Here is a 21,910-nt window from a genome sequence, read left to right as displayed (position 1 = left end):
AGGCACGCGACAGTGAGCGCGACCGCTGGTCAGGCCGCCGACGGGGTACGCAGCCTGGCGGACCGGTTCGGGATCGAACCGGGGATGGTCGTCATGGAGATGGGGTACGACGTCGACGTCGACCAGGATCTCCGGGACGCCCTGACCGACCGCTGTGGAGATCTGGTCGACGAGGACACCGACGAGGTGGTCGACGCGGTGCTGGTCTGGTACCGCGACGGTGACGGTGATCTCTTCGAGCTTCTCGTCGACGCCCTCGGCCCGCTGGCCGACAACGGTGTCGTGTGGCTGCTCACGCCCAAGGCGGGGCGCGAGGGGCACGTCGAGCCGAGCGAGGTCGCCGAGTCCGCGCCCACCGCCGGCCTCCAGCAGACCTCCACCGTCAACGCCGGCCGGGACTGGAGCGGCGCCCGCCTCGTCCTGCGCCGCGGGGCCAAGGGCAAGAAGTAGGCCGGCGCCGGCGATCACCCGGCGGCGCCCGCTGCCGGGTGTGGCAGGCTGTTGCCCATCCGACCCCATCCTGAGGAGCTCGCATGCCGATCGAGGTTGGCGCCGAGGCGCCGGACTTCGTGCTCAAGGACCAGAACAACCAGGAGGTCCGGCTCTCGGACTTCCGTGGCAAGCGCACCGTGCTGCTGGTCTTCTACCCGCTCGCCTTCACCGGGATCTGCCAGGGTGAGCTGTGCGAGGTGCGGGACAACCTCAACGACTACGTCAACGACGACGTCCAGGTGCTGACCGTCAGCGTCGACTCGGTCTACGCCCACAAGATCTGGGCCGACAAGGAGGGCTACCAGTTCCCGCTGCTGGCCGACTTCTGGCCGCACGGTGCGGTCGCCCAGTCGTACGGCGTCTTCAACGACGTCGCCGGCATCGCCAACCGGGGCACCTTCGTGATCGACAAGGCGGGCGTGGTCCGCTTCGCCGAGATGAACATGCCGGGGGAGGCGCGCGACCAGCAGGGTTGGCGCAAGGCCCTCGCCGAGGCCGTCGCGGCCTGACCGACCGGGCACGCCGTATGACCGGGCCGGTGGGGGCAGGGTAAGCTTGCCACCCTCCGGCCCGCCGTACGGGCGTTCCGGGCGCGTAGCTCAGTGGGAGAGCACTCGCCTTACAAGCGAGGGGTCGCAGGTTCGAAACCTGCCGCGCCCACACTCTGACCAGCACGGGAACGGGCCGCCGGATGACCGGCGGCCCGCTTCGTTTCACGGTGTCCGGCCGGCTGTCGGATCACCGCGCCGGTCATGACGAGAACTTCGCCGCCTCCTGCATCACCTTCTGGTACTCGTTCCTGGCCAGGGTGAGTTTCTCCTGAAGGCTGAGCATGGCGTCCCGCTGCGTCTCGGCGGTGCTGCCGGGATCCACCTCGGCCAACAGCGCCTTCACCGGCGGTGTGTTCATGGCCGGCGTGTACGGGTTGGCGGGATTCAGGAGATGCTCGACGTGGTTGAGCGCCATCGAGATCGTCTGCACCTTTTCGAGAGCCCGCAGGAGTTTGTTCTGTACTTCCTGTTCCGCGGGGCTGAGAGTCACGTCATCTGAATCCGAGTCCATGGGCACCCGTCCTTGCCGTGCGGACTGTTCGCAGGTCGAGCGGTTGGTCGTCGCCCCCATCCTAGAGCCGTCCACCGGGCCCCCGTGACGATTGTCGGTGTACGACGGCAACGCGCGGAAGCCGTACGCGAAGCGGGCCGCCGGCTGGTCCGGCGGCCCGCTGTCGTGGGCGGTCAGCTCGCGCAGACGGCGTACGCGCGCACCTTCCAGTTGCTGCTGAAACCGTTCTCGTCCTCGGCGGCGGAGACGGTGACGACGGTCGAGGTGGTGGCCCGCATCTGGGTCAGGCGCACCTGCCCGTCGCCGCCGAGGATCTCGCCGCCCACCCCGTGCACCCGCGTCCCGGGCGGGCAGGTTGCCGTGACCGACTGGGTGGCGGCGGAGCTGTAGACGCTGTCGTCGATCACGCGCTGCTCGCCGGGCAGCGGGTCGGCGCAGATCGCGGTCGCGTCCAGCCACCAGGTGTCGGCGAATCCGGTGCCGTCCTCGGCGCCCGCCACGACGACGCTGTTCTGGTGGATGCGCAGGTCCTCCAGCACGACCTCGCTGTTGGACGCCCCGACGACCGCCCCACCGACCCCGATGGCGTGCTTGCCTGCCGGGCAGGACTTCTCGAACCAGTTCGACGTGCCGAAGCTGGGCGCCGAGCTGCCGGAGACCATCACCAGGCCGGCGGGCGGCGTGGCGCAGATGGCGTTCGCCGTGACCGCCCAGTTGCCGCCGACGCCGTTCTCGTCCTCGCGGCCGGTGACCGAGTACGCGTCCCCGCCGATCAGCGGCCGCATGATGTCCATGCCGACCTGCCCGAGGCCGGAACCGGTGATCGCGCCGCCGCCGCCGATGACCTTGGTGCCGGTCGGGCAGGTCGCGTTCTGCGTCTTCGCGCTGCTGTTGCTGGGGCCGGTCGTCGTCTTGACGCTCAGGCCGGGCACCGCCGCCACCGGCCCGGCGAGGGCCAGCTGACCGAGTACGAGCGCGCTCAGCGCGGCCCCGCCCACAGTGGCCGTCCGACGCGCCAACCGGATGTGCTTCGATCCTTCTCGCATGGTGTCTTCCCTTCGGGTTCTTCGTCGCGATGACACCGGTAGGAGTCGGGGCGGGTCGGGATGCCAACAGAAACTTCGGAGAAAAATTTTCCGCCGCTTTACTGGACCCGTCGACGAGCAGCGAGGGACACGATGGACACGGCGGCACAGGACGACTTCACGCTGGTCGAGGCGGTGCGCCGCGGTGAGCGGGCCGGGCTGGAGGGCATGTACCGGCGCTACGCCGACCGGCTCTACACGTACGCCCGGACCATGCTGCGCGAACCGGAGGCTGCCGCGGACGCCGTCCACGACGCGTTCCTCACCGCCAGCCAGCGCATCGACCAGCTCCGCGAGCCCGACCGGCTGCGCTCCTGGTTGTACGCGATCGTGCGCACCGAGTGCCTCCGGCAGCTGCGGGAGCGGTCCCGCTCCCTGCCGCTGGAGGAGGCCGGCGAGCTGGCGGCCGACATCGCGGACCCGGGCACGGGCGTCAACGCCGATCAGGTACGCGACCTGGTGCACACCGCGGTGGCGGCGCTCAACCCGGGCGACCGTGAGGTGGTCCACCTGGCCATCCGCCACGACCTGTCGTCCGCCGACATCGGCGCGGCCCTCGGGGTGCCCACGAACCACGCGCACGCCCGCCTGTCGCGCGCCCGCTCGCAGCTCGAACGGGCGCTGGGGGCGCTACTGGTGGCCCGCACCGGAGCCCGGGACTGCCCGAGTCTCGCCGACCTGATCGACGGCTGGCAGGGCCGCCTCACCCCGACGCTGCGCAAGCGGGTGTCGCGGCACGTCGAGAGCTGTGCGGTGTGCGGGTTGCTCCGGCGGGAACAGCTCAGCCCGGCCGCGCTGCTGTCGGCGTACACGGCTCCGGCCTTCCTGGTCGTCGCCGACTCGGTGTGGCCGCGACTGGCCGAGGCCGCGACCGGCGCCCCGGCCGATCCGGCACCCGGCGCGGGCACCGATCCGGCGGGCCCGGTCACGGCCGACCCCGCGCCGGCCGACCCGACGCTGCCCGCCGACCCGGCGGCGTCGGCCCCGGTGTCGACGGTCGATGCGGCACCGTCCGCCGGTCCGGCTTCGTCGGCCGATCCGGCGCTGTCCGCCGATCCGGCCTCGCCGCCCGGCCCGGCATCGTCCGCCGATCCGGCCTCGCCGCCCGGCCCGGCATCGTCCGCCGATCCGGCGCCGCCGGCCGAGGCAATCCCCGGGATGGGGGACACCGGACAGGCACAGGAGGCCGCTGAGGGGCCTGCGGCGGATGGCGCGGTCGACGGGCCTACGCCCGCGGCGAACGGGCCGGTGACCCCGGACGGTGCGGCGGCGGGGCCCTCGGGCGGTGTGACGGCAGCGTCCTCGGCCGGTGTGGCAGCGTCCTCGAACGATGTGGCAGCCGCTCCGGGCGGTGCGGTGGCGTCGCGCGGTGCGGCGCATCCTGTGCGGACGACCTCGCCCGCGAACCGCAAGCGGCACCGCCGGCAGGTGGCCGCGTCCGTGGCGCTGCTGATCCTCCTCGCCGCATTCGGGACCTGGGCGCTGGCACCCGGGCGCCCGACCGCCGCGCAGGACGCCGCCGGCCAGCCGGTGTCGGAGACGCGCGGCCCGGCGGCCGGCGGTCCGGTGACGCCCGCCTCCGCGCTGCCGTCGGGCACCGCCCCGGTGACCGGCACGCCTGCCGCCGAACCGCCGCCGGCCGGCGCCGTCGGTCCGACACCCGGGCCCGTGGTCACGCCGGCGGACGGCGACGGGGTCACCCGGACTGACGCGCCCGACGCCGTGCCGGGTGGCCCCGCACCGGCACCGACCACGGCACCGACCAGACCTCCGGCCGTGCCCCGGCCGACCGTCACACTCAAGGTGGCGGCGCCGTTCACGGTCTCCGCCACCGCCCACGTGCGGTGCGGCTCGGACACGTACACCCTCGTGGTGCAGGCCACCGGCAGCGCCGCGCTCGGCGGCGCCGAGGTGCGCTTGACACCCGCCGGGGGCAGGACGTCGGTCCGGGCCATGACGGTGGACGGATCGACCGCGCGGGCGACCGTCGGGCAACTGCGCGCACCGACGCTCACCTGGTCGGTACGGGCGACTGCCGGGGACGGCCGCACGGCGGGCAGCCCGACTCACACGGTCACCGATCCGTGCGTACGGCCGGGATAGCCGGGACGGTCGCGGGCGGCCTGCGGCGCAGGGAGGGAGTCCGGCGGCGATCAGGCCGAGGGCCACGGACATCACACATGCCGCTACGAGCGCTTGCTGGGGGCAGCACGCCGTGTCGGCTCCTGTCCGCGCTTGCACGTCCTCCACCGTGGCTCGGAGCGCTGCCATGCGTACCTCGACGCCGCGCATGGCGGCGAGGACGGTCAGGATCTCGTGTGGTCGCTGCCGGGATTTGCAGCACGGGCACCGCCTACCCCCACCGGTAGAATCCAACGCTGATCCGCCTGCCCACCGCAGGTCCAGATGATCAGCTTCGTGCCGTCGGTCGAGTTGCCGCCGGGCACGGCCAGACACTTGTCGGAGTGGGGATTCCGAAGAGCGCCGTCGACCGTGGTGACCCAGTTCTGGGCGGCGGTGTTCCGACAGGGAGCCAGCTGCACCGCTGTGCTGTTGGTGGTGCCAGAGCCGCGTACCTCCAGGCACTTGCCCGAAGATGTAAGGACCGTGCCGCTCTGCGTCCAGATCTGACCACCACCTGAGGTGCAGGAGTGGAGCTGGACCCAGGCGCCATCGACCGGGTCGCCGCCGGGGATGTCGACGCACTTGCCGGCCAGCCCCACGATCTGCCCGGTGCCGCCCCCGCCGACACCGCGCTGGACCCAGTACTGGTCGGCATGAGACCCGCAGGTGTAGAGCACCACGTCGTTCGGGGCCCAAGCGGGGGCGACGAGGCATTGGCCGTTGCGGCGATTCTGCAACTGGCTCTGTAGCGAATCGGTCGTTATCCGCCAGTGCTGGTCCACGTGGTCGCCGCACGTGTAGGAAATGATGTTTCCGCCGCCCCAGGTGGGAGCAACCAGACACTCGCCGTTGTTTGCGTTCCGTAGCTGGAAATAGACGCCGTCGACGGGGGTCAGCGACCACAACTGGTCGACGAACGGAGTATCGCACCTGAAGTACGAGGCCGAATGGTTCGCAACGGCGGCAGGGACGACGAGACACTTGCCGTTGGCCGCGTTCATGATCTGCATGGCCATGCCCGGGCTTTGCAGAGACGCACCGATGTGCCAGTCAGGCGCGGTGGCGATCGAGGTCCGTATCCAACCCGCCGTGTCGTCCGTGCGCGTTTCGGTCGAGCCCTCCCGGGTTTCGGTCTCAGCCAGGCACCCGCTCTGCCAGGATGTACTGTGCAGTCCCACCAGCTCAAGGCCGCTGGCTGTTTGACGCAGTGCCGGCCCGCCCACGTCTCCCTTGCAGGTGCTCGCCCGCAGCGGATCCTGTCCCGTGATTTCCAGGGTCGAGGTGCCGACGGAGCCCACCGTGAAAGGTGCCACGTGAAGCTTGTCCGGAACCCATTCCGTGGCAGTGCGACCGAAACCGGCGATCTGTAGCACCTCGCCGGTCGCCGGAACCGTCGTGCCCAGTCTGACCGGAGGTACGTCGGTCACCGCAGCGGACAGCCGAGCTAACGCCAGGTTGCGGGTCGGGTGCCCCAACACCGATGTCACGCTTCGCGTGTGGCCAGCACTCGTTCTCAGATCGACTCGGCCCACCGTCACTGTTGTTGGCCACTGTGGAACCCAGCCTACGGGCGTCGGCGGGACCGACACCTCGCTCGCCAGGCACGACTTCGCCGTCGCCACCCAGTGCGGATCCACCAGGACACCGGAGCATGCCCGTACCTGCCCGACACTCACCTTGGCCGCGAAGCGGTACGAGTCGTCTGCCACGGTGCCAGTGCTGACCGCGGCCGTCGGCGTGACGGGCAGGAACAGAACTGCGCCGGCCACACCCGCCAGCACCATCGACCGGGCGGTTCTAGATCTCCTTCGAGGAGGGCCCGTCGGGTTATCTGACGCAGCTCGATCAGCCTGTGGCCCTGACAGATGCCCAATCTTGGTGGATGGCACCAGGTCCCCGTTTCCTGATTGAAATGCACATATGGGTATGTCTATCGATGGGTCTCGACCCTAGAGGAAGTCTGCAGCCGTCGCCACCCGTCCATCTCGGCTGGAAGCCGCCTCGGGTACCGGTGCGTGGAGTCTCGACGATGGCGAGCACGCAGGGTCTGCCGTGAATGATTGATCGGTGACTTAGGAATCGCTTCGCCGCGACCGGCGTCGATGCCGGATTGGCGGCCCGGACGCGTTGACCGCCGCCATCTCCCGTCCAGACGGGAAGGGACGACAGCCCGGAGAGCCACCGACGGAGCCGAGGCAGAGGTGTTCCAGGTCCTACCGGTGCCGTACCTCGACGCAGGAGTGGATTTTGATGTCCTTGTTGTCCTTCCCGGGCGGCCCGGTCCGGACGGCTGAAATACGGTGTCGGGGTGGCGACGCTGAGACTTGAGCCGATGACCGCCGAGCAGTACCTCCGGTATCGGCGGGGGGCGGAGACGAGCTACGCGCAGCACATCGCCGAGTCCGGCGCGCTGCCGGCGCCGGAGGCCGAACGGAAGGCCCAGGAGGATTACGCGAGGCTCCTGCCCGACGGTCTGGCCACGCCGGGGCACCATCTCTGGACGGTCCACGACGGTGACGACGAGGTCGGCATGTTCTGGCTGCACGTCGAACAGAAGTCGGACGGGCCGCACGCCTTCTGCTACGACGTCGAGGTGCGACCGGAAGCGCGGCGCAGGGGCCACGGGCGGGCCATGTTCCAGGCCGTCGAACAGCGGTGCCGGGAGTGGGGAGTCGTCTCGATCGGCCTGAGCGTCTTCGGCTTCAACCTCCCCGCGCGCAGGCTCTACGAGCAGCTGGGCTTCGAGGCGACCGCCATCCAGATGCGCAAGCGGCTCTAGCCCACGGCCAGCCCGGCCGCCCCGTCCCGTTGCAGGGAGAGCACGGCCGATCGGCCGCGTACGTCGTGCCGGCCGGGGTTGGATGGGACGATGAGCTACGCGGAGGTCGCCGGGCTGCGCCTGTGGCACGAGGAGCACGGCGCTGGCCGTCCGCTGCTGTTGTTGCACGGCGGCTTCGGGTCGGTGGAGACGTTCGCGCCGATCCTGCCGGCGCTCGCCGCGCGTCGTCGGGTGATCGCGGTCGACCTCCAGGGCCACGGGCGCACCGCCGACGTCGACCGCCCGCTGCGCTACGAGTCGATGGCCGACGACGTCGCGGCGCTGATCGAGCACCTCGGCCTGGCCGAGGCCGACGTGCTGGGCTACTCGCTCGGCGGCGGCGTGGCGCTGCGTACCGCGATCCAGCACCCGGCGTTGGTGCGCCGGCTGGTCGTCGTCTCCGCGCCGTGCCGGCGGCTGGGCTGGTATCCGGAGGTGTTGGCGGGCATGCCCGAGCCCGACGAGGAGGCGGGCGAGCGGATGCGGGGCACTCCGCCGCACGCGCTCTACACCCGCGTCGCGCCCCGGCCGGGGGACTGGTCGCGGCTCTGGGCGAAGACCGGCGAGCTGCTGCGCCGCGACTACGACTGGTCGGCCGAGGTGGCCGCCCTCGCCGTGCCCACCCTGCTGGTCTTCGCCGACGCCGACTCGGTCAGCGCCGCGCACGCGGTGGAGTTCTTCGGGCTGCTCGGCGGCGGCCACCGGGACGCCGGCGGGGACGGCACCGACCGCCCGGCCTCCCGGCTCGCCGTGCTGCCGGGGCTCACCCACTACGACATCGTCGTCTCGCCGGCGCTGCCCGCCGCCGTGCTGCCGTTCCTCACCCACCCGGTGGCGCCGCCCGGCTGACGCCGGGCGCTGCCGGAACCTCCGGCCGGTCGCGTTCCGGGCCGCCCGGTCACTCCGCCCCGGCGGGGCGGGCGTAGTGGAGGATGACCACCCCGCTGTCGAACGGGCGGGTGTCGACCAGGTCGAACCGGCGCGGGTCGAACCCCCGGTCGGCGAGCGGGATGCCGCTGCCGACCACGTACGGGTTGAGCTTGATGATCAGCTCGTCGACCTCGGGCAGGAGCTGGCCGGCGAGTTGGGCGCCCCCGCAGAGCCAGATGTCGCGGCCGGGTCGGCGCTTCAGCTCCCGGACGAAGTCCACCGGATCCGCGGAGACGATCTCCACCTCCGGCTCGGTGGCCGGCGGCAGGGTGCGGGAGAAGACGTACTGCTTCAGGTGCGCGTACGGGCTGGTGACGCCCATCTTCAGCGCCGGGTCGTAGGTGGCCCGGCCCATCACCACCGCGTCGAAGCGGCCCGTCGGCTCGTCGATGCCGAACTGCGGGTGGGCGAACGTCGGGAGGGTCTGGGACCAGTTGGCCGCGAGGTGGGCGGCCAGGTCGGGCTCCAGCGGGAAGAAGTCGTACGACCCGTCGGGGGCGGCGATGAAGCCGTCGAGGGTGCTGGCGACGTAGTACACGAGTTTGCGCAAACCGATCCCCAATCACTACTGGTGTCGTGGATGAAGTTACTACACGCGTAGTGGTTGTTGCTACGGTGTTCCCCGTGGCGAGAAACGTGGAACGACGGGCGGCCCTGGCCGACGCGGGGCTGCGGGTGCTGGCGGCGACCGGGGCACGCGGCCTCACCCACCGGGCGGTCGACGCCGAGGCGGGCGTGCCGACGGGGACCGCGTCCAACTACTTCCGCTCCCGGGACGCCCTGCTCGGCGCGCTCGGCGAGCGGATCATGGAGCGGTTCGCCCCCGACGAGCGGGTCCTGGCCGAACTGGGCGCCCGCGAGCCGTCCCTGGAGCTGTTCACGGACTACCTGCGCTACATCGTCGAGCGGACCACGCGGCAGCCCGACCTCACCCGGGCGCTGATCGAGCTGCGGCTGGAGGCGGCCCGCCGCCCCGACCTGGCCCGGATCCTCGGCGACACCCTGCGGCGCGGCTACCGCGACGACGTCGCGTTCCACCTCGCCGCCGGATTACCGGGTGGCGCGTTCGAGGTCGCTCTGCTGCACTACGCCGTGGACGGGCTGCTGCTCGATCTGCTCGGCACGTCCATCGAGGCGGGATTCGACCCCGACGACGTGGTCGTGGCGTTCGTGTCCCGGCTGGTCGGCGGTGTCGACCGGTGACTCCGGCAGAGGGAGGCGGCGTGGTGGAACTGGTGCCGATGACGGCCGAGGAGTTCGCGCGGGTGCGGGAGCCGCTCGTGCGCTCGTACGCCGAGGCGATGGTCACCGACCGCGGCCTGGCGCCGGCCGCGGCCCTGGAACGGGCCACCACCCAGCTGCGCGAACAGCTCCCCGACGGCGTCGACAGCGCCGGCACCCTGCTCCGCACGGCCCGGGTGGGCGACGTCGAGGTGGGGTGGATCTGGGTCGGCCTCCCCGGCGGCCCCGCCGGGCCCCACACCGCGTGGCTCAACAGCGTCGAGGTGCATCCCGGACACCGCAGACAGGGGTACGGGCGGCGGATGATCCAGCTCGTCGAGGCGGAACTCGCCGCCCTCGGGGTGCCCGAGCTGGGGCTGAACGTCTTCGGCTCCAACACCGGGGCGATCCGCCTCTACCACGACCTCGGCTACCGGGTGGCCGCCCAGCAGATGACGAAGCGGATCTCCCCGGCCGGCTGAGCCCGTCAGGAGTGTTCCCCGGCGCAACGGGAACCCCGCCTCGGACGCACCTGGGGAGGAGCGACGGATGAGGCATGGTGGCGGACTGACCATCGGTGTGCTCGGCTCGTACGGCGGTCGCAACCTCGGTGACGAGGCGATCCTCAGCGGTCTCCTGACCGACCTGCGCGAGCAGGAGCCGAACGGACGGATCATCGTCTTCTCCCGCAACCCCGAGCACACCCGCATCGCCCATCCCGACGTGGAGGCGGTGCCCTGGGAGGGGGTCAGCCGGACGGACTCGGCGCTCGTGCTGGCCCAGCTCGACGTGCTGATCCTCGGCGGCGGCGGCATCCTCTACGACCGGGAGGCCCGCCGCTACCTGCGGGTGGTCCGGGTCGCCCAGGAGCGGGGCCTGCCGCTGCTGACGTACGCGGTGGGGGTCGGGCCGCTCAGCGAGGACGTGGACACCGGCATGGTGCGGGAGACCCTGGCCAGCGCCACCCAGGTGACCGTACGGGACCAGGAGTCCCGGATGGTGTTGGAGGAGGCGGGGCTGCTCAACCCGATCACCGTCACCGCCGATCCCGCGTTCCTGATCGAGCCCGAGGACTTCCCGGCAGAGCTGCTCCGCGAGGAGGGGGTGCCGGCGGGCAAGCGGCTGGTCGGGATGAGCGTGCGGGAACCGGGCCGGGCCGCCGAGCGCCTCGACGTCGACGGCTACCACCGCCTGCTCGCCCAGATCGGCGACTTCCTGGTGCACCGGATCGACGCCTACGTGCTCTTCGTCCCGATGGAGCGCGACGACATCCGGCACTCGCACGGCGTGCTGTCGCACATGGTCGCCGCCGAGCGGGGCCGGATCCTGCACGGCACCTACTCGCCCCAGCAGGTGCTCGGGCTGATGCGCCACTTCGACCTGGCCGTGGGCATGCGGCTGCACTTCCTGATCTTCGCCGCGATGGCGGGCACGCCGTTCCTGCCCCTGCCGTACGCCGGCAAGGTCTTCGACCTCGCCCAGCGGCTCGGGGTGCCGGCGCTGCGCGGCGTGGAGCGGGAGGTCGAGGGCCCGCTGCTGGCCGAGGTCGACCGGCTCTGGGACGAGCGGGAGCAGCGGGCCGAGGCCACCGCCCGACGGGTGGCCGAGGTGTGCGACGAGGCCCGGGGAACCTCCCAGGTCACCCGCGCCGTGCTGGACAGCCTGCGCGCCCGCACCCTGGCCCCGGCGGTCTGACCCGCCGGCTCAGACCGCCGGCCCCCGCCAGCGGTAGCACCACCGGTCGGCGTCGGCGTCCACGGACTCCAGCTCGTAGATCTCCGCCTCGGCCAGCCCCTTCGCGCCGAGGTGGTGGTGGGTCAGCGGCGGGCGGCCGTTCGGGTCCAGCTCCACGGTGACGGTCTCGCCGTCGGCCACGCCACCGACCAGGGGGATCTCTGCCGTTGATGCCATGCGCCCATCCTGCCCCGCGCGGGAGGACCCCGCAGCGGATAGCGGGGCAGCGGGCCGGGGCGGCCCGGCACTAGGGTCGGTGGATGGCGGAGATGGCGATCGATCCCACGCTCGGCCCGGTGCTGGCGCGCACCGGCGACGAGCGGGCCGTGCTCGAATCGTTCCTCGACTTCCACCGGGGCGTGCTGCTGCGCAAGGTGCGCGGGCTCTCCGACGCCGACGCGGCCCGCCGGCTGGTGCCCTCGGCCACCACCGTCGCCGGCCTCGTCAGACACCTGACGCTTGTGGAGCGGAACTGGTTCCCGTGCCTGCTCGCCCCCGGCCCGGGCGACGTCTACCTCACCTCGGAGGAGGACGCGGCGGCGAGCTTCACGCTCACCGACGACGACACCGTCGAACGGCTCACCGCCGCGTACGAGCAGGCGTGCGCCCGGTCCCGGGAGGTCGCCGGCCGGTTCGACCTCGACCACGTCGTGCCGCACCCGCAGCTCGGTGAGGTCTCGCTGCGCTGGATCCTCGTGCACATGATCGAGGAGACCGCCCGGCACGTCGGGCACGCCGACATCCTCCGCGAGCTGACCGACGGCGCCACCGGCGCGCTCTGACCGCCGCCGGCCGGCGCGGCGACCCTGACCCGGGCGCGCCGCGCGCCGACGCACGGTGGGCTCAGCGACGCGGCAGCAGGTCGGGCGGATACTCCATGCCGTCGTGGGTGCAGGCCGCCGCGGCGACCCGGGCCGCGTACGCCGCCGCGTCGGTCAGCGCCGCGCCGCGCAGCCGGGCGGCGATCACGCCCGCCGCGAAGGCGTCCCCCGCGCCGTTGGTGTCGACGACCGGTGCGGGCGGCGCGGCGGCGGGCACCGCCGTCGGGTCGCCCGTGCCGGTGTGCAGCTCGGCGCCGTCCGCCCCCCGGGTCACCAGCACCGTGCGGGGCGCCAGCGCGGCGGCGAGCGCGCCGGCCCCCGCGCCCAGCCGGACCCCGCTGACGAAGACCAGGTCGGCCACCTCGGCGAAGGGCCGGTGGTAGGCGTTCGCGCCGTCCCAGTCGTGCAGGTCGGTGGAGAGGACGGCCCCGCCGGCCAGCCCCGCGCGCAGGACGGGCAGCAGGGGAAGCGTCCAATCCATGATCGACAGGTGTACGTGGGCCGCCTGCCGGACCAGCGCGGTCACCTCGGCCGCCGGGAACGGGGCCGGCCCGTGCCAGGGGCGCGGGTCGTAGAGCGACATCCGCCGGCCGGCCGGGTCGACCATGTTCACCGACCGCCGGGTGCCGGCCGGGGCGTCGCCCAGCACCGCGTGCACGCCGGTGCGGGCCAGCGCGGCGCGGACCACGTCGCCGGCCGGGTCGACACCGATGACGTCGACCACCGCCACCCGGAGCCCGAGCGCGTGCGCGGCGAGCGCCACCCCGGCGCCGGTGTTGCCGATCCGCAGGTCGATCGGGTCGACGGTGACGGAGTCGGCGGCCGGCAGCGGGATCGCGGGCACCCGTACCCGCACGTCGACGCCGAGACCGCCGATCACGAGGAGGTCGTACACGCGCCAGACCCTATTCCCGCCGCCCGGCGGCCGCGGGGCCAGGGCCGCCCGCCGCCGGCTCGTCCGGACGGCCGACGGTGTGCTGGCCGGGGCCGTCGGCCCGGACCGATATCCTCGCCGGGGTCGTCGCGAGGAGGGGGACGCGTGCTGGTCGTCCACGGGGTCTGGCGGTCCGGCGTGGGGCTCGCCGTCTGGGCCGAGGACAGCGCGCTGCCGGCCCACGCGCCGCGCCGCCCGGGCCGGGCGCCCCGGGAACGGCCGCACCCGTTCGCCGCCGACCAGGCCGCGCTCGTCGCCGCGCTGGCCGCGGCAGCCGAGCCGGCCCACCTCGGCACCGCCCTGCTCACCCTTCCCACCCGGGCCGGCGCACCGCTGGACTCCCCGGAACTCGTCCGCGCCGACGTCGCGGGGGCGGTCCGCGGGCCGGTCACCCTCGCCGGCTGGCGGGTGCCCGTCCTCTGGTACGCCCCCGACGCCGCCCTGGCCCTGCTGCGCGGCGTCGACGCGGTGGCCGCCGTGCCGGGCGCGACCCTGCGCCACCTCGCCGAACTGGCCGACTTCGCGGTCGACCTGGCGGCCCGGGGCCGGGTCCTGCCCGGCCTCGCCGAGGCGCCCCCGGCGGCTCGCTCCCGGGCGGCCAGCGGCGGCTGCGCGGCTTCTCCGGCTCCGGGCCGGACCCGCGCGGGCGGGGAGCGGGCGGAGGCCGGCGCCCGGGCGGTCTGGCGACCGCTGCTGACCGGCACGGACGCCGCCTGGGCCCGGGCGCTGGCGCTGGCCCTGCCCCCGGCCGCCCGCGCCGCCACCGGGCCGGACGCGCCGGGCGACCCCGGTGCCGCCGCCGGGGCGGACACCCCGTCCGGGTCGGTCGCCGCTCGGCGCGCGCGACCCGGCCCGCCCGCCGGGCGCCACCGGCCCGCGCCGGCCGCCGTCGACGCGCCGGGCGCGCTGGTCGCCGACGCGCTCGACGCGCTCACCGACGCCGCCGTCCGGGCGGCCCTGGCCGAGACCGCGCTGGCCCGGGGTGTACGCCCGAACGGCGCGGTGCCGGCCTGGCTGGCCGCGCTCACCGGGCCGGTGCGGGAGTTCGCCGCCGACCCGGCCGCGCTGGACACCCTCCGCGCCGAACTGGACGCCTGGCAGCGCGACGCGGCCGGCGGCGCCGTGCGGGCCAGCTTCCGCCTGGTCGAGCCGCCGGCCGAGGAGCTCACCGAGGCGGTGGTCGTGGTGCCCGCCGACCCGGCGGCGACGGCGCGGCCGGCCGGGCGGTGGCGCATCGAGTTCGGGCTCCAGGCGGCGGACGAGCCGAGCCTGCACGTGGACGCCGGGCAGGTCTGGCGGGCGCCGGCCAGCGTCGCCGGGCTGGCCGGCCGCGGCGACGACCCGCAGGAGACCCTGCTCGCCGAGCTGGGGCGCGCCAGCCGGCTCTGGCCCGAGCTGGACGACGCCCTGCGTACGGCCACGCCGGAGGCTTTGGAGCTGGACGTCGAGGGGGCGCACCGGTTCCTCCGCGAGGGCGCGCCGGTGCTGCACGCCGCCGGGTTCGCCGTGCTGCTGCCGTCCTGGTGGCGACGCCCGTCGTCCCGGCTCGGCGCCCGGTTGCAGGCCCGCAGCCGGACCGCCCCGGGCACGGTCGCCGCCACCGTCGGGGGCGTCGGGCTGGACGCCCTCGTCGACTACCGCTGGGAGGTGTCCCTCGGCGACCAGCCGCTCACGGCCGAGGAGCTGGCGTCGCTGGCCGCGCTGAAGACCCCGCTGGTGCGGCTGCGCGGGCAGTGGGTGGAGCTGGACCCGAAGCGGCTCGCCGCCGGCCTGCGGCTGCTCCGGTCCTCCGGCGAGCTGACCGTCGCCGACCTGCTCCGGCTCGGCCTGACCGACGCCGAGCAGCCGGACGCGCTGCCGGTGCTGGAGGTCAGCGCCGACGGCGCGCTGGGCGACCTGCTCGCCGGGGCGGTGGAGCGCCGGCTCGCCCCGCTGGACCCGCCGCCGGGCTTCCACGGCACGCTGCGGCCGTACCAGCGGCGGGGGCTGGCCTGGCTGGCGTTCCTCCAGTCGCTGGGGCTCGGCGCGGTGCTCGCCGACGACATGGGGCTGGGCAAGACGGTGCAGCTGCTCGCCCTGCTCGCCGGGGACCCGCCGGACGCCGGCCCGACCCTGCTGGTCTGCCCGATGTCGCTGGTGGGCAACTGGCAGCGCGAGGCGGCGCGGTTCACGCCGGGGCTGCGCGTACACGTGCACCACGGCGCGGAGCGGGCGCGTGGCGAGGCGTTCGGCGCGGCCGTGCACGACGCGGACCTGGTCCTCACCACCTACTCGGTCGCGGCCCGCGACGCGGTCGAGCTGGCCGGGATCGACTGGCGGCGGGTGGTGGTCGACGAGGCCCAGGCCATCAAGAACGCCGCCACCCGGCAGGCCGAGGCGGTCCGCGCGCTGCCCGCCCGGCACCGGATCGCCGTCACCGGCACGCCCGTGGAGAACCGGCTGGCGGACCTCTGGTCGATCATGCAGTTCGCCAACCCCGGCCTGCTCGGGCCGGCGGCGACCTTCCGCAAGAAGTACGCCGAGCCGATCGAGCGGCACGGCGACGCCGAGACGGCCGAGCGGCTGCGCCGGATCACCGGCCCGTTCGTGCTGCGCCGGCTCAAGACCGACTCCTCGATCATCTCCGACCTGCCGGAGAAGCTGGAGATGGAGGTGCTCTGCAACCTCACCGCCGAGCAGGCCTCGCTCTACCGGGCGATCGTCGACGACATGATGGCGCGGATCGAGTCCAGCGACGGCATCGAGCGCCGCGGGCTGGTGCTCGCCGCCATGACCCGGCTCAAGCAGGTCTGCAACCACCCCGCGCAACTGCTGCGCGACGGCTCGGCGCTGCCCGGCCGCTCCGGCAAGCTGGCCCGCCTCGAGGAGATCCTGGACGAGGTCCTCGCGGCGGGGGAGCGGGCCCTGCTCTTCACCCAGTACGCCGAGTTCGGCGGCATGCTGCGCGGGCACCTGTCGGCCCGCTTCGGCCGGGAGGTGCTCTTCCTGCACGGCGGCGTCGGCAAGGCCGACCGGGACGCCATGGTGACCCGGTTCCAGTCCCCGGGGGGACCGGCGATCTTCGTCCTGTCGCTCAAGGCCGGCGGCACCGGGCTCACCCTCACCGAGGCCAACCACGTGGTGCACGTCGACCGGTGGTGGAACCCCGCCGTCGAGGACCAGGCCACCGACCGGGCGTTCCGCATCGGCCAGCGGCGCCGGGTGCAGGTCCGCAAGTTCGTCTGCGCCGGCACGGTGGAGGAGAAGGTGGCGGCGCTGATCGCCGACAAGCGTAGCCTCGCCGCCTCGGTCGTCGGCACCGGCGAGCAGTGGGTCACCGAGCTGTCCACGACGCAGCTGCGCGAGCTGTTCACCCTGGAAGCCGGGGCGGTGGTGGAGTGAGCGGGCAGGCGCAGGGCGACGGCGGCGGCAACGGCCGGTTCGCCGACTACGGCCGGCCGCGCCGGGTCGACGGCGGGCTGCGGGCCCGCAGCACCCGGGGTGCCATCGGCCGGTCCTGGTGGTCCCAACGCTTCCTGGAGGTGTTGGAGTCGTTCGCCCTCGGCACCCGGCTGACCCGTGGCCGCTCGTACGCGCGGGCCGGACAGGTGGTCCGCCTGGAGGTCGCCCCGGGCACCGTCGGCGCCGTCGTGCAGGGCTCCCGCGCGCAGCCGTACGAGGTGAGCATCGCGCTGCCGCCGTTCCCGGAGGCGATCTGGGCCCGCGTGGAGGCGGAGCTGGCCGCCCAGGCGTTCTTCAGCGCCCGGCTGCTCGCCGGCGACCTGCCCCCGGAACTGGAGGAGCTGTTCGGGGCCGCCGGTGCCCCGCTCTTCCCCGCCGGCGTGGCGGAGCTGCGTCAGCGGTGCAGCTGCCCCGACTTCGCCGTTCCCTGCAAGCACCTCGCGGCCACGTTCTACCTGCTCGCGGAGGCGTTCGACGCCGACCCGTTCCAGTTGCTGCACTGGCGGGGCCGGAGCCGGACGCAGCTGCTCGACCGGCTGCGCGTCCTGCGGGCCGACGCCGACGACCAGCCGGCCGCACCGTCCACGCTGGGCGGTGCGGTGGCGCCGACGGCGGAGTCCACGCGGGACGGCGGTGTACCGGGTGCCGGGCGGGACGCCGTGGCCGTCCCGCCGGTCGGGGCGTCGCGGGCGCTCGCCGGCCTGCCGCCGGCGCCGCTGGCCGAGGCGGTCGACCGGTTCTGGCTGCCGCCGGTCCCGTTGCCCGACCGGCCACCCAGCCTGTCGACCGGACCGGACCTGCTGCTGCGGCAGCTCGGCGCGCCGGCCCCCGCCATCGGTGGGCCCGGTCTCCTGGAGCGGCTGCGGCGGGCGTACCGGCTCCTCGGCGGGTGAGAGCGCCGGCGGAACGGTACGCGGCCCCGGGTCACAGCCAGCGGCGGCGGAACCGCCACATGAATGCGGCGTTGGCCACCAGGACCACCGCGCAGACGGCCCCGGCCAGTCGCCCGGCCAGCACGGTCATCGCCGGCAGCGAGGCCCACAGCACGATCGTCAACAGCATCAGCCAGCGGCCGCGACGGGCCCGGGCCCGGTTGTCGAGCCGGGCGAAGAACGCCGGATCGCTCTCCCGGAGCTGACGGGTGATCTGCTCGAACCTGCGCTGATCCTCTTTGCTGAGCATGTGCCTTCCCCTCACGTGTTCAGCGGTTCGGCGGCATACCCGCTGCGGCGGCGGCTCACGCTCCCGTCCTGCTGCTACTTTGCCGCCCCGCCCGGCCCACGCCCGTCCGGCCGCGCCCCGGCTCTCCGGGTGCGCGGGGGAGCGCCTCAGCGCAGGCTTAGCCGCACCTTAAATTTGCCTGTGGCGATGAAAGGGGCCTCCCGCGCCGGGTCGGCCGCGATGGCCGGATCCGGCCCGTGCCGTGCCGCGTACGCCCTGCTCGCGAGGTCCGTGCCGGACCGCGCCGGGTTCCGGTGTCGCCGACCCGCGCTGAGCGGCGCCTTAAGTGCCGTCCTGGGGGCTTCCGGTGCTGCTTGAAGGCACCTGAACGCTTGATTACCTTCCGGTGACAACCCCCTCAGGCACCAGTCGCCGCACCTGCCCCCGTGCCCGGTGCCAGTCGTCGCGGCGCAGCAGAAACGGATTGGTACATGGCCGACCAGAATGTGCCACCACGGCGACCGCGGGACGATCGCGGATGGGACGGGCGTCAGTACCCCGCCGCCGGCGACGGTCACCGCGACACCTACGCCCCCACCCCCCACGGCCACGACGCGCGCGCCCCGCACCAGGGCGCACACCCCGGAGACACGCAGGGCCAGTACGCGCACGCCGGGCACCCGGCCGCGCGCGGACCACAGTGGGTCGGCCCGGAGGGCTTCGCGCGGCAGGCCGCCGCTCCGTCGGCCGGCCCGGGACTGCCCAACCTGGACGACGGCGACGAGCCGGGCCCCAAGGTCGGCCGGCGCAAGGCCCTCGTGGCCCTCGGCGGCACCGCGGCCGTGGTCGCCGGTGGCGCCGCCCTGGCGATGACCCCGCAGATCCGCAGCCTCCTCGGCGACGAGGCGGTGGCCGGCGACGCCACCGGCACCACGGTCACCGACGGCACCCCCGCCCGGCCGAGCGGCCAGCAGCCGAGCACGGTGCGCACCTACACCGAGCAGAACGAGAGCTACATGGGCTCCCGGGCCGGCGAGGCGCTGAAGAAGAACGCGCCGGCCGGCGGCCGGACCTTCTCCGGGCCGGCCGCCGCCGCCGCGGAGACCAAGGTGACCGTCAAGACGGTGCTCGCCAAGGACCCGATCCTGCACCTGGCCCGGCGGGCCACCTTCGGCGCCACCGGGCAGGTCCTCGCCGACATCAGGGAGCGGGGCATCGACGGCTGGCTGCGCTGGCAGCTCGACCCCGACAAGATCGCCCCGACGAAGGCCGAGCTGAAGCTCGCCGACCTGCCGACGCTGAAGCTGGGCACCGCGCAGCTGCGCGAGCAGCGCGAGCAGCTCAACGAGCGTGGCGCGCAGCCGGAGAAGGAGATGGTGGACGCCACCATCGCCCGGCAGATCTGGTCGCAGCGGCAGCTGTTCGAGGTCATGGTCGACTTCTGGAACGACTTCCTGCACGTCGCCGCGGACTTCGACGGGGGCGAGGTCTACCGCGCGTCCTTCGACCGGGACGTCGTGCGGGCGCACGCCCTCGGCAGCTACCCCGAGATGCTGCTCGCCGCGAACCGGCACCCGGCGCTGCTGCTCTACCTCAACCAGAACGACTCCCGCGCCGACGCGGTCAACGAGAACCTGGCCCGCGAGAACCTGGAGCTGTACTCGGTCGGCGTCGACGGCGGCTACACCGAGAAGGACGTCCGGCAGGCGGCCCTGCTCCAGACCGGCCGGGGCGTCAACGACGGGAAGTACGTGTTCCGCCCCGAGCGGCACTACGTCGGCAAGGTGAAGGTGCTCGGCTTCACCCACGCGAACGCCTCGAAGGACCCGAAGAAGGCCGAGGCGGCCATCGACGCGTACATCACGTACATCGCGCTGCACCCGTCCACCGCTAAGTACGTGGCGCAGAGCCTGGCCACCCGGTTCGTCTCGGACACCCCGCCGAAGTCCCTCGTGGAGCGGCTGGCGAAGTCGTACAGCCTGAACAAGGGCATGATCAAGCCGGTGCTGATGACGCTGTTCAGCTCCTCGGAGTTCTGGGCGGCGGTGGGCCAGAAGGTGCGCCGGCCGATGGAGTACCTGGTCGCCACGTACCGGGCCCTGGGGGTGTCCCCGGAGGCGTCGCCGAAGCACGACAACGGCGACAACAAGCGCACCCCGTACGCCCGGGGGCTGCGGCAGATCCACGACAGGATGCGCGAGCTGGGCCAGTACCCGATGGGCCAGCCCACCCCCGACGGCTACCCGGACGTCTATGTGGCCTGGACCTCCGCCGGCACCATGGTCCACGGCTGGAACGAGGCGGGCGAGCTGCTCGCCGGCCGACGCACCGTCTTCACCTACACGCCGCCGGAGAAGCTGGTGGCCCGGCCACCGGCCACCGGCGGGGCGTACGTGGACGCGCTGGCCCTGCGGCTGGTGGGTCAGAAGCTGAGCGCCAGGGAACGGTCCCTGATCCTCGGCGTGGCCGGCGTGGCTGCCGGCGACAAGGTCGACGCCACGTTCGACGGGGCCGTCACCGCCGTAGCGCGGGCGATCCTCGCTTCCCCCCAGCACCACCTCCGGTGAGGCACCCGATGGAGAAGACTGTGCACACGTTCCCCCTGCACCCCGAATGCCCCGACCTGCGGCGGCTGGCCAACGACCCGGCCGAGGCGCTGCTGCGGGCGGAGGCCGACATCGTCGCCGCCGAGAACGCCGCCGAGGCCGACCGCTACCGGCGGCTGGAGGACCTCGAGGAGGCCCAGCAGGACGGTCGGGGCGTGACCCGGCGGACGTTCGTGGCCGGCGCCGCGGCCACCGCCACCGCCCTCGCGACCGCCCAGTTCGTCACCACCTCGGCCTCGTTCGCCGCCACCAAGACCGGCACCCTGATCCACGTCTTCCTCTACGGCGGGCTGGACGGGCTGAGCCTGGTGGCCCCGGCGGACGACCCGGTGCTCGCCAAGGCCCGCCCCGACCTGCTGCTCGGCGACGACTCCCTGGCCGTGGGCCGCGGCTTCAAGCTGACCAGCGCGTTCAAGCCGCTGGAGAAGTGGCTGAAGAGCGGCAACCTCGGCTTCGTCCCGGCGGTCTCCGACGAGCGGCTCTCGCGCAGCCACTTCCAGGCCGCGGACGCCTGCAACCTCGGCGGCCTGCCCGGCGAGACCGGCGGCCGGGGCTGGCTGGACAGCCTGGTCGACGCGCTCGGCACGGGCACCGCGTTCCGCAGCGTCGGCATCGGCAGCACCCTGCCCCGCTCGCTGGTCGGCAACAACGGCGCGCTCTCCCTCAACAACGTCGGCTCGCTGCGGCTCAACGGCGACGACCGGTACCGGGCCGCGACCGAGAAGGCGATCAAGGGGCTCTTCACCGGGATCAACCACCCCGTGCAGGACGCCGTGCAGGACGGCCTCGGCGCGCTGGCCACCGCGCAGCGCCTCGCCGCGAAGCCGTACCAGGCGGCCGAGGGCGTCGAGTACAAGGGCGTCGGCAACGCGTTCCAGCAGCTCGCCCAGCTCATCAAGGGCGGGGCGAACGTCCGGGTCGCCACCGTCGGGATGGGCGGCTACGACACCCACGAGAACCAGGGCACCCGCGACGGCGGTCAGCTGCACCGGCGGCTCAACGAGCTGGCCAGCGCCATGGCGGCGTTCTTCACCGACCTGGGGGAGAAGTCCGCCGACGTGACCATCATGGTCTCCAGCGAGTTCGGCCGGCGGGTCGCCTCCAACGGCGGCGGCACCGACCACGGCCACGGCGGGGTGGTCACCGTGCTCTCCGGCCGCAAGCTCGCCGGCTCGCTGCTGGGCACCTGGAACGGGCTGGCCGACCTGGACTCCGGCGACGTGCCCGAGTACAACAACATGTTCAACGTCTACGGGGCCGTCGCGCAGGGCCGCTTCGGGCTCACCAACGCGGAGGTGGACAAGATCTTCCCCCGGCAGAAGTACCGCCCGATGAAGCTGTACGCGTGACGTACCCGCGCACCCACGCCGCCGGCCGCCGCACCGGGACGACGCGCAGAGCTGTCGTACGAGCGGGAGGTCCACCGTCTGCACCGACCGGGGCGGGTCCAGCTCCAGCCACACCCCGCCGGGTGCCCCGCC

20 protein-coding genes and 1 tRNA gene are annotated in these 21,910 nt (G+C 73.7%); 14 read left to right on the top strand and 7 right to left on the bottom strand.

All coding sequences use genetic code 11. The features are described 5' to 3' along the window. The first annotated feature begins 12 nt into the window (after positions 1–12). The 3 genes from AB0B83_RS23735 to AB0B83_RS23725 all read left to right on the top strand — a co-directional run bounded on the left by AB0B83_RS23735 (position 13) and on the right by AB0B83_RS23725 (position 1,152). Positions 13–450: a DUF3052 domain-containing protein gene (locus tag AB0B83_RS23735; RefSeq protein ID WP_357580009.1), complete on the top strand. Its 438-nt coding sequence runs from the start codon at positions 13–15 to the stop codon at positions 448–450. Positions 451–533: 83 nt separating this feature from the next. Beyond that, entirely contained in the window at positions 534–1,001 is a 468-nt protein-coding gene (locus AB0B83_RS23730; protein ID WP_121400357.1) for a peroxiredoxin, read from the top strand. 79 nt (positions 1,002–1,080) lie between these two features. Further along, a tRNA-Val gene (locus AB0B83_RS23725) sits at positions 1,081–1,152 on the top strand. Between the two features lie 90 nt (positions 1,153–1,242). On the opposite strand, the gene AB0B83_RS23720 is transcribed toward AB0B83_RS23725, so the two are convergent. After that, positions 1,243–1,554, bottom strand: coding sequence for a hypothetical protein (locus AB0B83_RS23720; RefSeq protein ID WP_357580008.1), 312 nt, complete (start codon positions 1,552–1,554; stop codon positions 1,243–1,245). Positions 1,555–1,727: 173 nt separating this feature from the next. Further along, positions 1,728–2,600 (bottom strand): hypothetical protein, encoded by an 873-nt coding sequence (locus AB0B83_RS23715; protein WP_357580007.1) that lies wholly within the window; start codon positions 2,598–2,600, stop codon positions 1,728–1,730. A gap of 132 nt (positions 2,601–2,732) precedes the next feature. Here AB0B83_RS23715 and AB0B83_RS23710 point away from each other — a divergent pair, with 132 nt between their 5' ends. Then, the gene (locus tag AB0B83_RS23710) at positions 2,733–4,742 is read left to right on the top strand and encodes a sigma-70 family RNA polymerase sigma factor (RefSeq protein ID WP_357580006.1); all 2,010 of its coding nucleotides are present in this window, start codon (positions 2,733–2,735) and stop codon (positions 4,740–4,742) included. Positions 4,743–4,945: 203 nt separating this feature from the next. Here the strand turns inward: AB0B83_RS23710 and AB0B83_RS23705 are convergent, their stop codons facing one another. Beyond that, a complete protein-coding gene (locus tag AB0B83_RS23705) occupies positions 4,946–6,547 on the bottom strand; it encodes an RICIN domain-containing protein (RefSeq protein WP_357580005.1) in 1,602 nt (533 codons plus the stop codon). 524 nt (positions 6,548–7,071) lie between these two features. Between AB0B83_RS23705 and AB0B83_RS23700 the strand changes: the two genes are divergently transcribed. Together AB0B83_RS23700 and AB0B83_RS23695 are read left to right on the top strand one after the other, a co-directional pair. After that, positions 7,072–7,542, top strand: coding sequence for a GNAT family N-acetyltransferase (locus AB0B83_RS23700; protein ID WP_357580004.1), 471 nt, complete (start codon positions 7,072–7,074; stop codon positions 7,540–7,542). Positions 7,543–7,632: 90 nt separating this feature from the next. After that, on the top strand, positions 7,633–8,430 hold the full coding sequence (locus tag AB0B83_RS23695; protein ID WP_357580003.1) for an alpha/beta fold hydrolase: 798 nt from the start codon (positions 7,633–7,635) through the stop codon (positions 8,428–8,430). Positions 8,431–8,479: 49 nt separating this feature from the next. Here the strand turns inward: AB0B83_RS23695 and AB0B83_RS23690 are convergent, their stop codons facing one another. Then, positions 8,480–9,061 carry a dihydrofolate reductase family protein gene (locus AB0B83_RS23690; protein ID WP_357580002.1) on the bottom strand — a complete coding sequence of 194 codons (582 nt, stop codon included), beginning with the start codon at positions 9,059–9,061 and terminating at the stop codon, positions 8,480–8,482. Positions 9,062–9,135: 74 nt separating this feature from the next. Here AB0B83_RS23690 and AB0B83_RS23685 point away from each other — a divergent pair, with 74 nt between their 5' ends. The 3 genes from AB0B83_RS23685 (at position 9,136) to AB0B83_RS23675 (ending at position 11,427) form a co-directional block, all read left to right on the top strand. After that, positions 9,136–9,714, top strand: coding sequence for a TetR family transcriptional regulator (locus tag AB0B83_RS23685; RefSeq protein ID WP_357580001.1), 579 nt, complete (start codon positions 9,136–9,138; stop codon positions 9,712–9,714). 20 nt (positions 9,715–9,734) lie between these two features. Then, positions 9,735–10,214: a GNAT family N-acetyltransferase gene (locus AB0B83_RS23680; RefSeq protein ID WP_357580000.1), complete on the top strand. Its 480-nt coding sequence runs from the start codon at positions 9,735–9,737 to the stop codon at positions 10,212–10,214. A 67-nt stretch (positions 10,215–10,281) separates the two neighbouring features. Further along, positions 10,282–11,427 (top strand): polysaccharide pyruvyl transferase family protein, encoded by a 1,146-nt coding sequence (locus tag AB0B83_RS23675; protein WP_357579999.1) that lies wholly within the window; start codon positions 10,282–10,284, stop codon positions 11,425–11,427. A 9-nt stretch (positions 11,428–11,436) separates the two neighbouring features. Here AB0B83_RS23675 and AB0B83_RS23670 read toward each other — a convergent pair whose 3' ends face one another. Beyond that, the gene (locus AB0B83_RS23670; protein WP_121400365.1) at positions 11,437–11,643 is read right to left on the bottom strand and encodes a hypothetical protein; all 207 of its coding nucleotides are present in this window, start codon (positions 11,641–11,643) and stop codon (positions 11,437–11,439) included. A gap of 83 nt (positions 11,644–11,726) precedes the next feature. Between AB0B83_RS23670 and AB0B83_RS23665 the strand changes: the two genes are divergently transcribed. Beyond that, the gene (locus AB0B83_RS23665) at positions 11,727–12,248 is read left to right on the top strand and encodes a DinB family protein (protein WP_357579998.1); all 522 of its coding nucleotides are present in this window, start codon (positions 11,727–11,729) and stop codon (positions 12,246–12,248) included. Positions 12,249–12,309: 61 nt separating this feature from the next. Here the strand turns inward: AB0B83_RS23665 and AB0B83_RS23660 are convergent, their stop codons facing one another. Then, positions 12,310–13,182 (bottom strand): carbohydrate kinase family protein, encoded by an 873-nt coding sequence (locus tag AB0B83_RS23660; RefSeq protein WP_357579997.1) that lies wholly within the window; start codon positions 13,180–13,182, stop codon positions 12,310–12,312. A 144-nt stretch (positions 13,183–13,326) separates the two neighbouring features. On the opposite strand from AB0B83_RS23660, the gene AB0B83_RS23655 reads away from it, so the two are divergent. Both AB0B83_RS23655 and AB0B83_RS23650 read left to right on the top strand, forming a co-directional pair. Further along, positions 13,327–16,602 carry an SNF2-related protein gene (locus AB0B83_RS23655; RefSeq protein ID WP_357579996.1) on the top strand — a complete coding sequence of 1,092 codons (3,276 nt, stop codon included), beginning with the start codon at positions 13,327–13,329 and terminating at the stop codon, positions 16,600–16,602. Continuing rightward, entirely contained in the window at positions 16,599–17,555 is a 957-nt protein-coding gene (locus AB0B83_RS23650; protein ID WP_357579995.1) for an SWIM zinc finger family protein, read from the top strand. The genes AB0B83_RS23655 and AB0B83_RS23650 overlap by 4 nt, the downstream gene beginning before the upstream one ends. A 31-nt stretch (positions 17,556–17,586) precedes the next feature. On the opposite strand, the gene AB0B83_RS23645 is transcribed toward AB0B83_RS23650, so the two are convergent. Further along, positions 17,587–17,844, bottom strand: coding sequence for a DUF3040 domain-containing protein (locus AB0B83_RS23645; protein WP_357579994.1), 258 nt, complete (start codon positions 17,842–17,844; stop codon positions 17,587–17,589). A gap of 470 nt (positions 17,845–18,314) precedes the next feature. On the opposite strand from AB0B83_RS23645, the gene AB0B83_RS23640 reads away from it, so the two are divergent. Together AB0B83_RS23640 and AB0B83_RS23635 are read left to right on the top strand one after the other, a co-directional pair. Further along, positions 18,315–20,390, top strand: a complete 2,076-nt coding sequence (locus AB0B83_RS23640) for a DUF1800 domain-containing protein (protein ID WP_357579993.1) — start codon at positions 18,315–18,317, stop codon at positions 20,388–20,390. A gap of 20 nt (positions 20,391–20,410) precedes the next feature. After that, complete coding sequence (locus AB0B83_RS23635; RefSeq protein WP_357579992.1) at positions 20,411–21,778, top strand: DUF1501 domain-containing protein; 1,368 nt, start codon at positions 20,411–20,413, stop codon at positions 21,776–21,778. The last annotated feature ends 132 nt before the right edge of the window (positions 21,779–21,910 follow it).

It is taken from the genome of Micromonospora sp. NPDC049060 (assembly GCF_040649055.1).
Lineage (GTDB): Bacteria > Actinomycetota > Actinomycetes > Mycobacteriales > Micromonosporaceae > Micromonospora > Micromonospora reichwaldensis.
Note: the sequence above shows the minus strand (reverse complement) of the source record. Positions and strands in the feature narration are given on the sequence as shown.

Coding starts and splice junctions, on each gene's coding strand:
- AB0B83_RS23730 (WP_121400357.1), top strand. CDS start 534: ATGCCGATCGAGGTTGGCGCCGAGGCGCCGGACTTCGTGCTCAAGGAC.
- AB0B83_RS23720 (WP_357580008.1), bottom strand. CDS start 1,554: ATGGACTCGGATTCAGATGACGTGACTCTCAGCCCCGCGGAACAGGAA.
- AB0B83_RS23715 (WP_357580007.1), bottom strand. CDS start 2,600: ATGCGAGAAGGATCGAAGCACATCCGGTTGGCGCGTCGGACGGCCACT.
- AB0B83_RS23710 (WP_357580006.1), top strand. CDS start 2,733: ATGGACACGGCGGCACAGGACGACTTCACGCTGGTCGAGGCGGTGCGC.
- AB0B83_RS23705 (WP_357580005.1), bottom strand. CDS start 6,547: ATGGTGCTGGCGGGTGTGGCCGGCGCAGTTCTGTTCCTGCCCGTCACG.
- AB0B83_RS23695 (WP_357580003.1), top strand. CDS start 7,633: ATGAGCTACGCGGAGGTCGCCGGGCTGCGCCTGTGGCACGAGGAGCAC.
- AB0B83_RS23675 (WP_357579999.1), top strand. CDS start 10,282: ATGAGGCATGGTGGCGGACTGACCATCGGTGTGCTCGGCTCGTACGGC.
- AB0B83_RS23670 (WP_121400365.1), bottom strand. CDS start 11,643: ATGGCATCAACGGCAGAGATCCCCCTGGTCGGTGGCGTGGCCGACGGC.
- AB0B83_RS23665 (WP_357579998.1), top strand. CDS start 11,727: ATGGCGGAGATGGCGATCGATCCCACGCTCGGCCCGGTGCTGGCGCGC.
- AB0B83_RS23645 (WP_357579994.1), bottom strand. CDS start 17,844: ATGCTCAGCAAAGAGGATCAGCGCAGGTTCGAGCAGATCACCCGTCAG.
- AB0B83_RS23640 (WP_357579993.1), top strand. CDS start 18,315: ATGGCCGACCAGAATGTGCCACCACGGCGACCGCGGGACGATCGCGGA.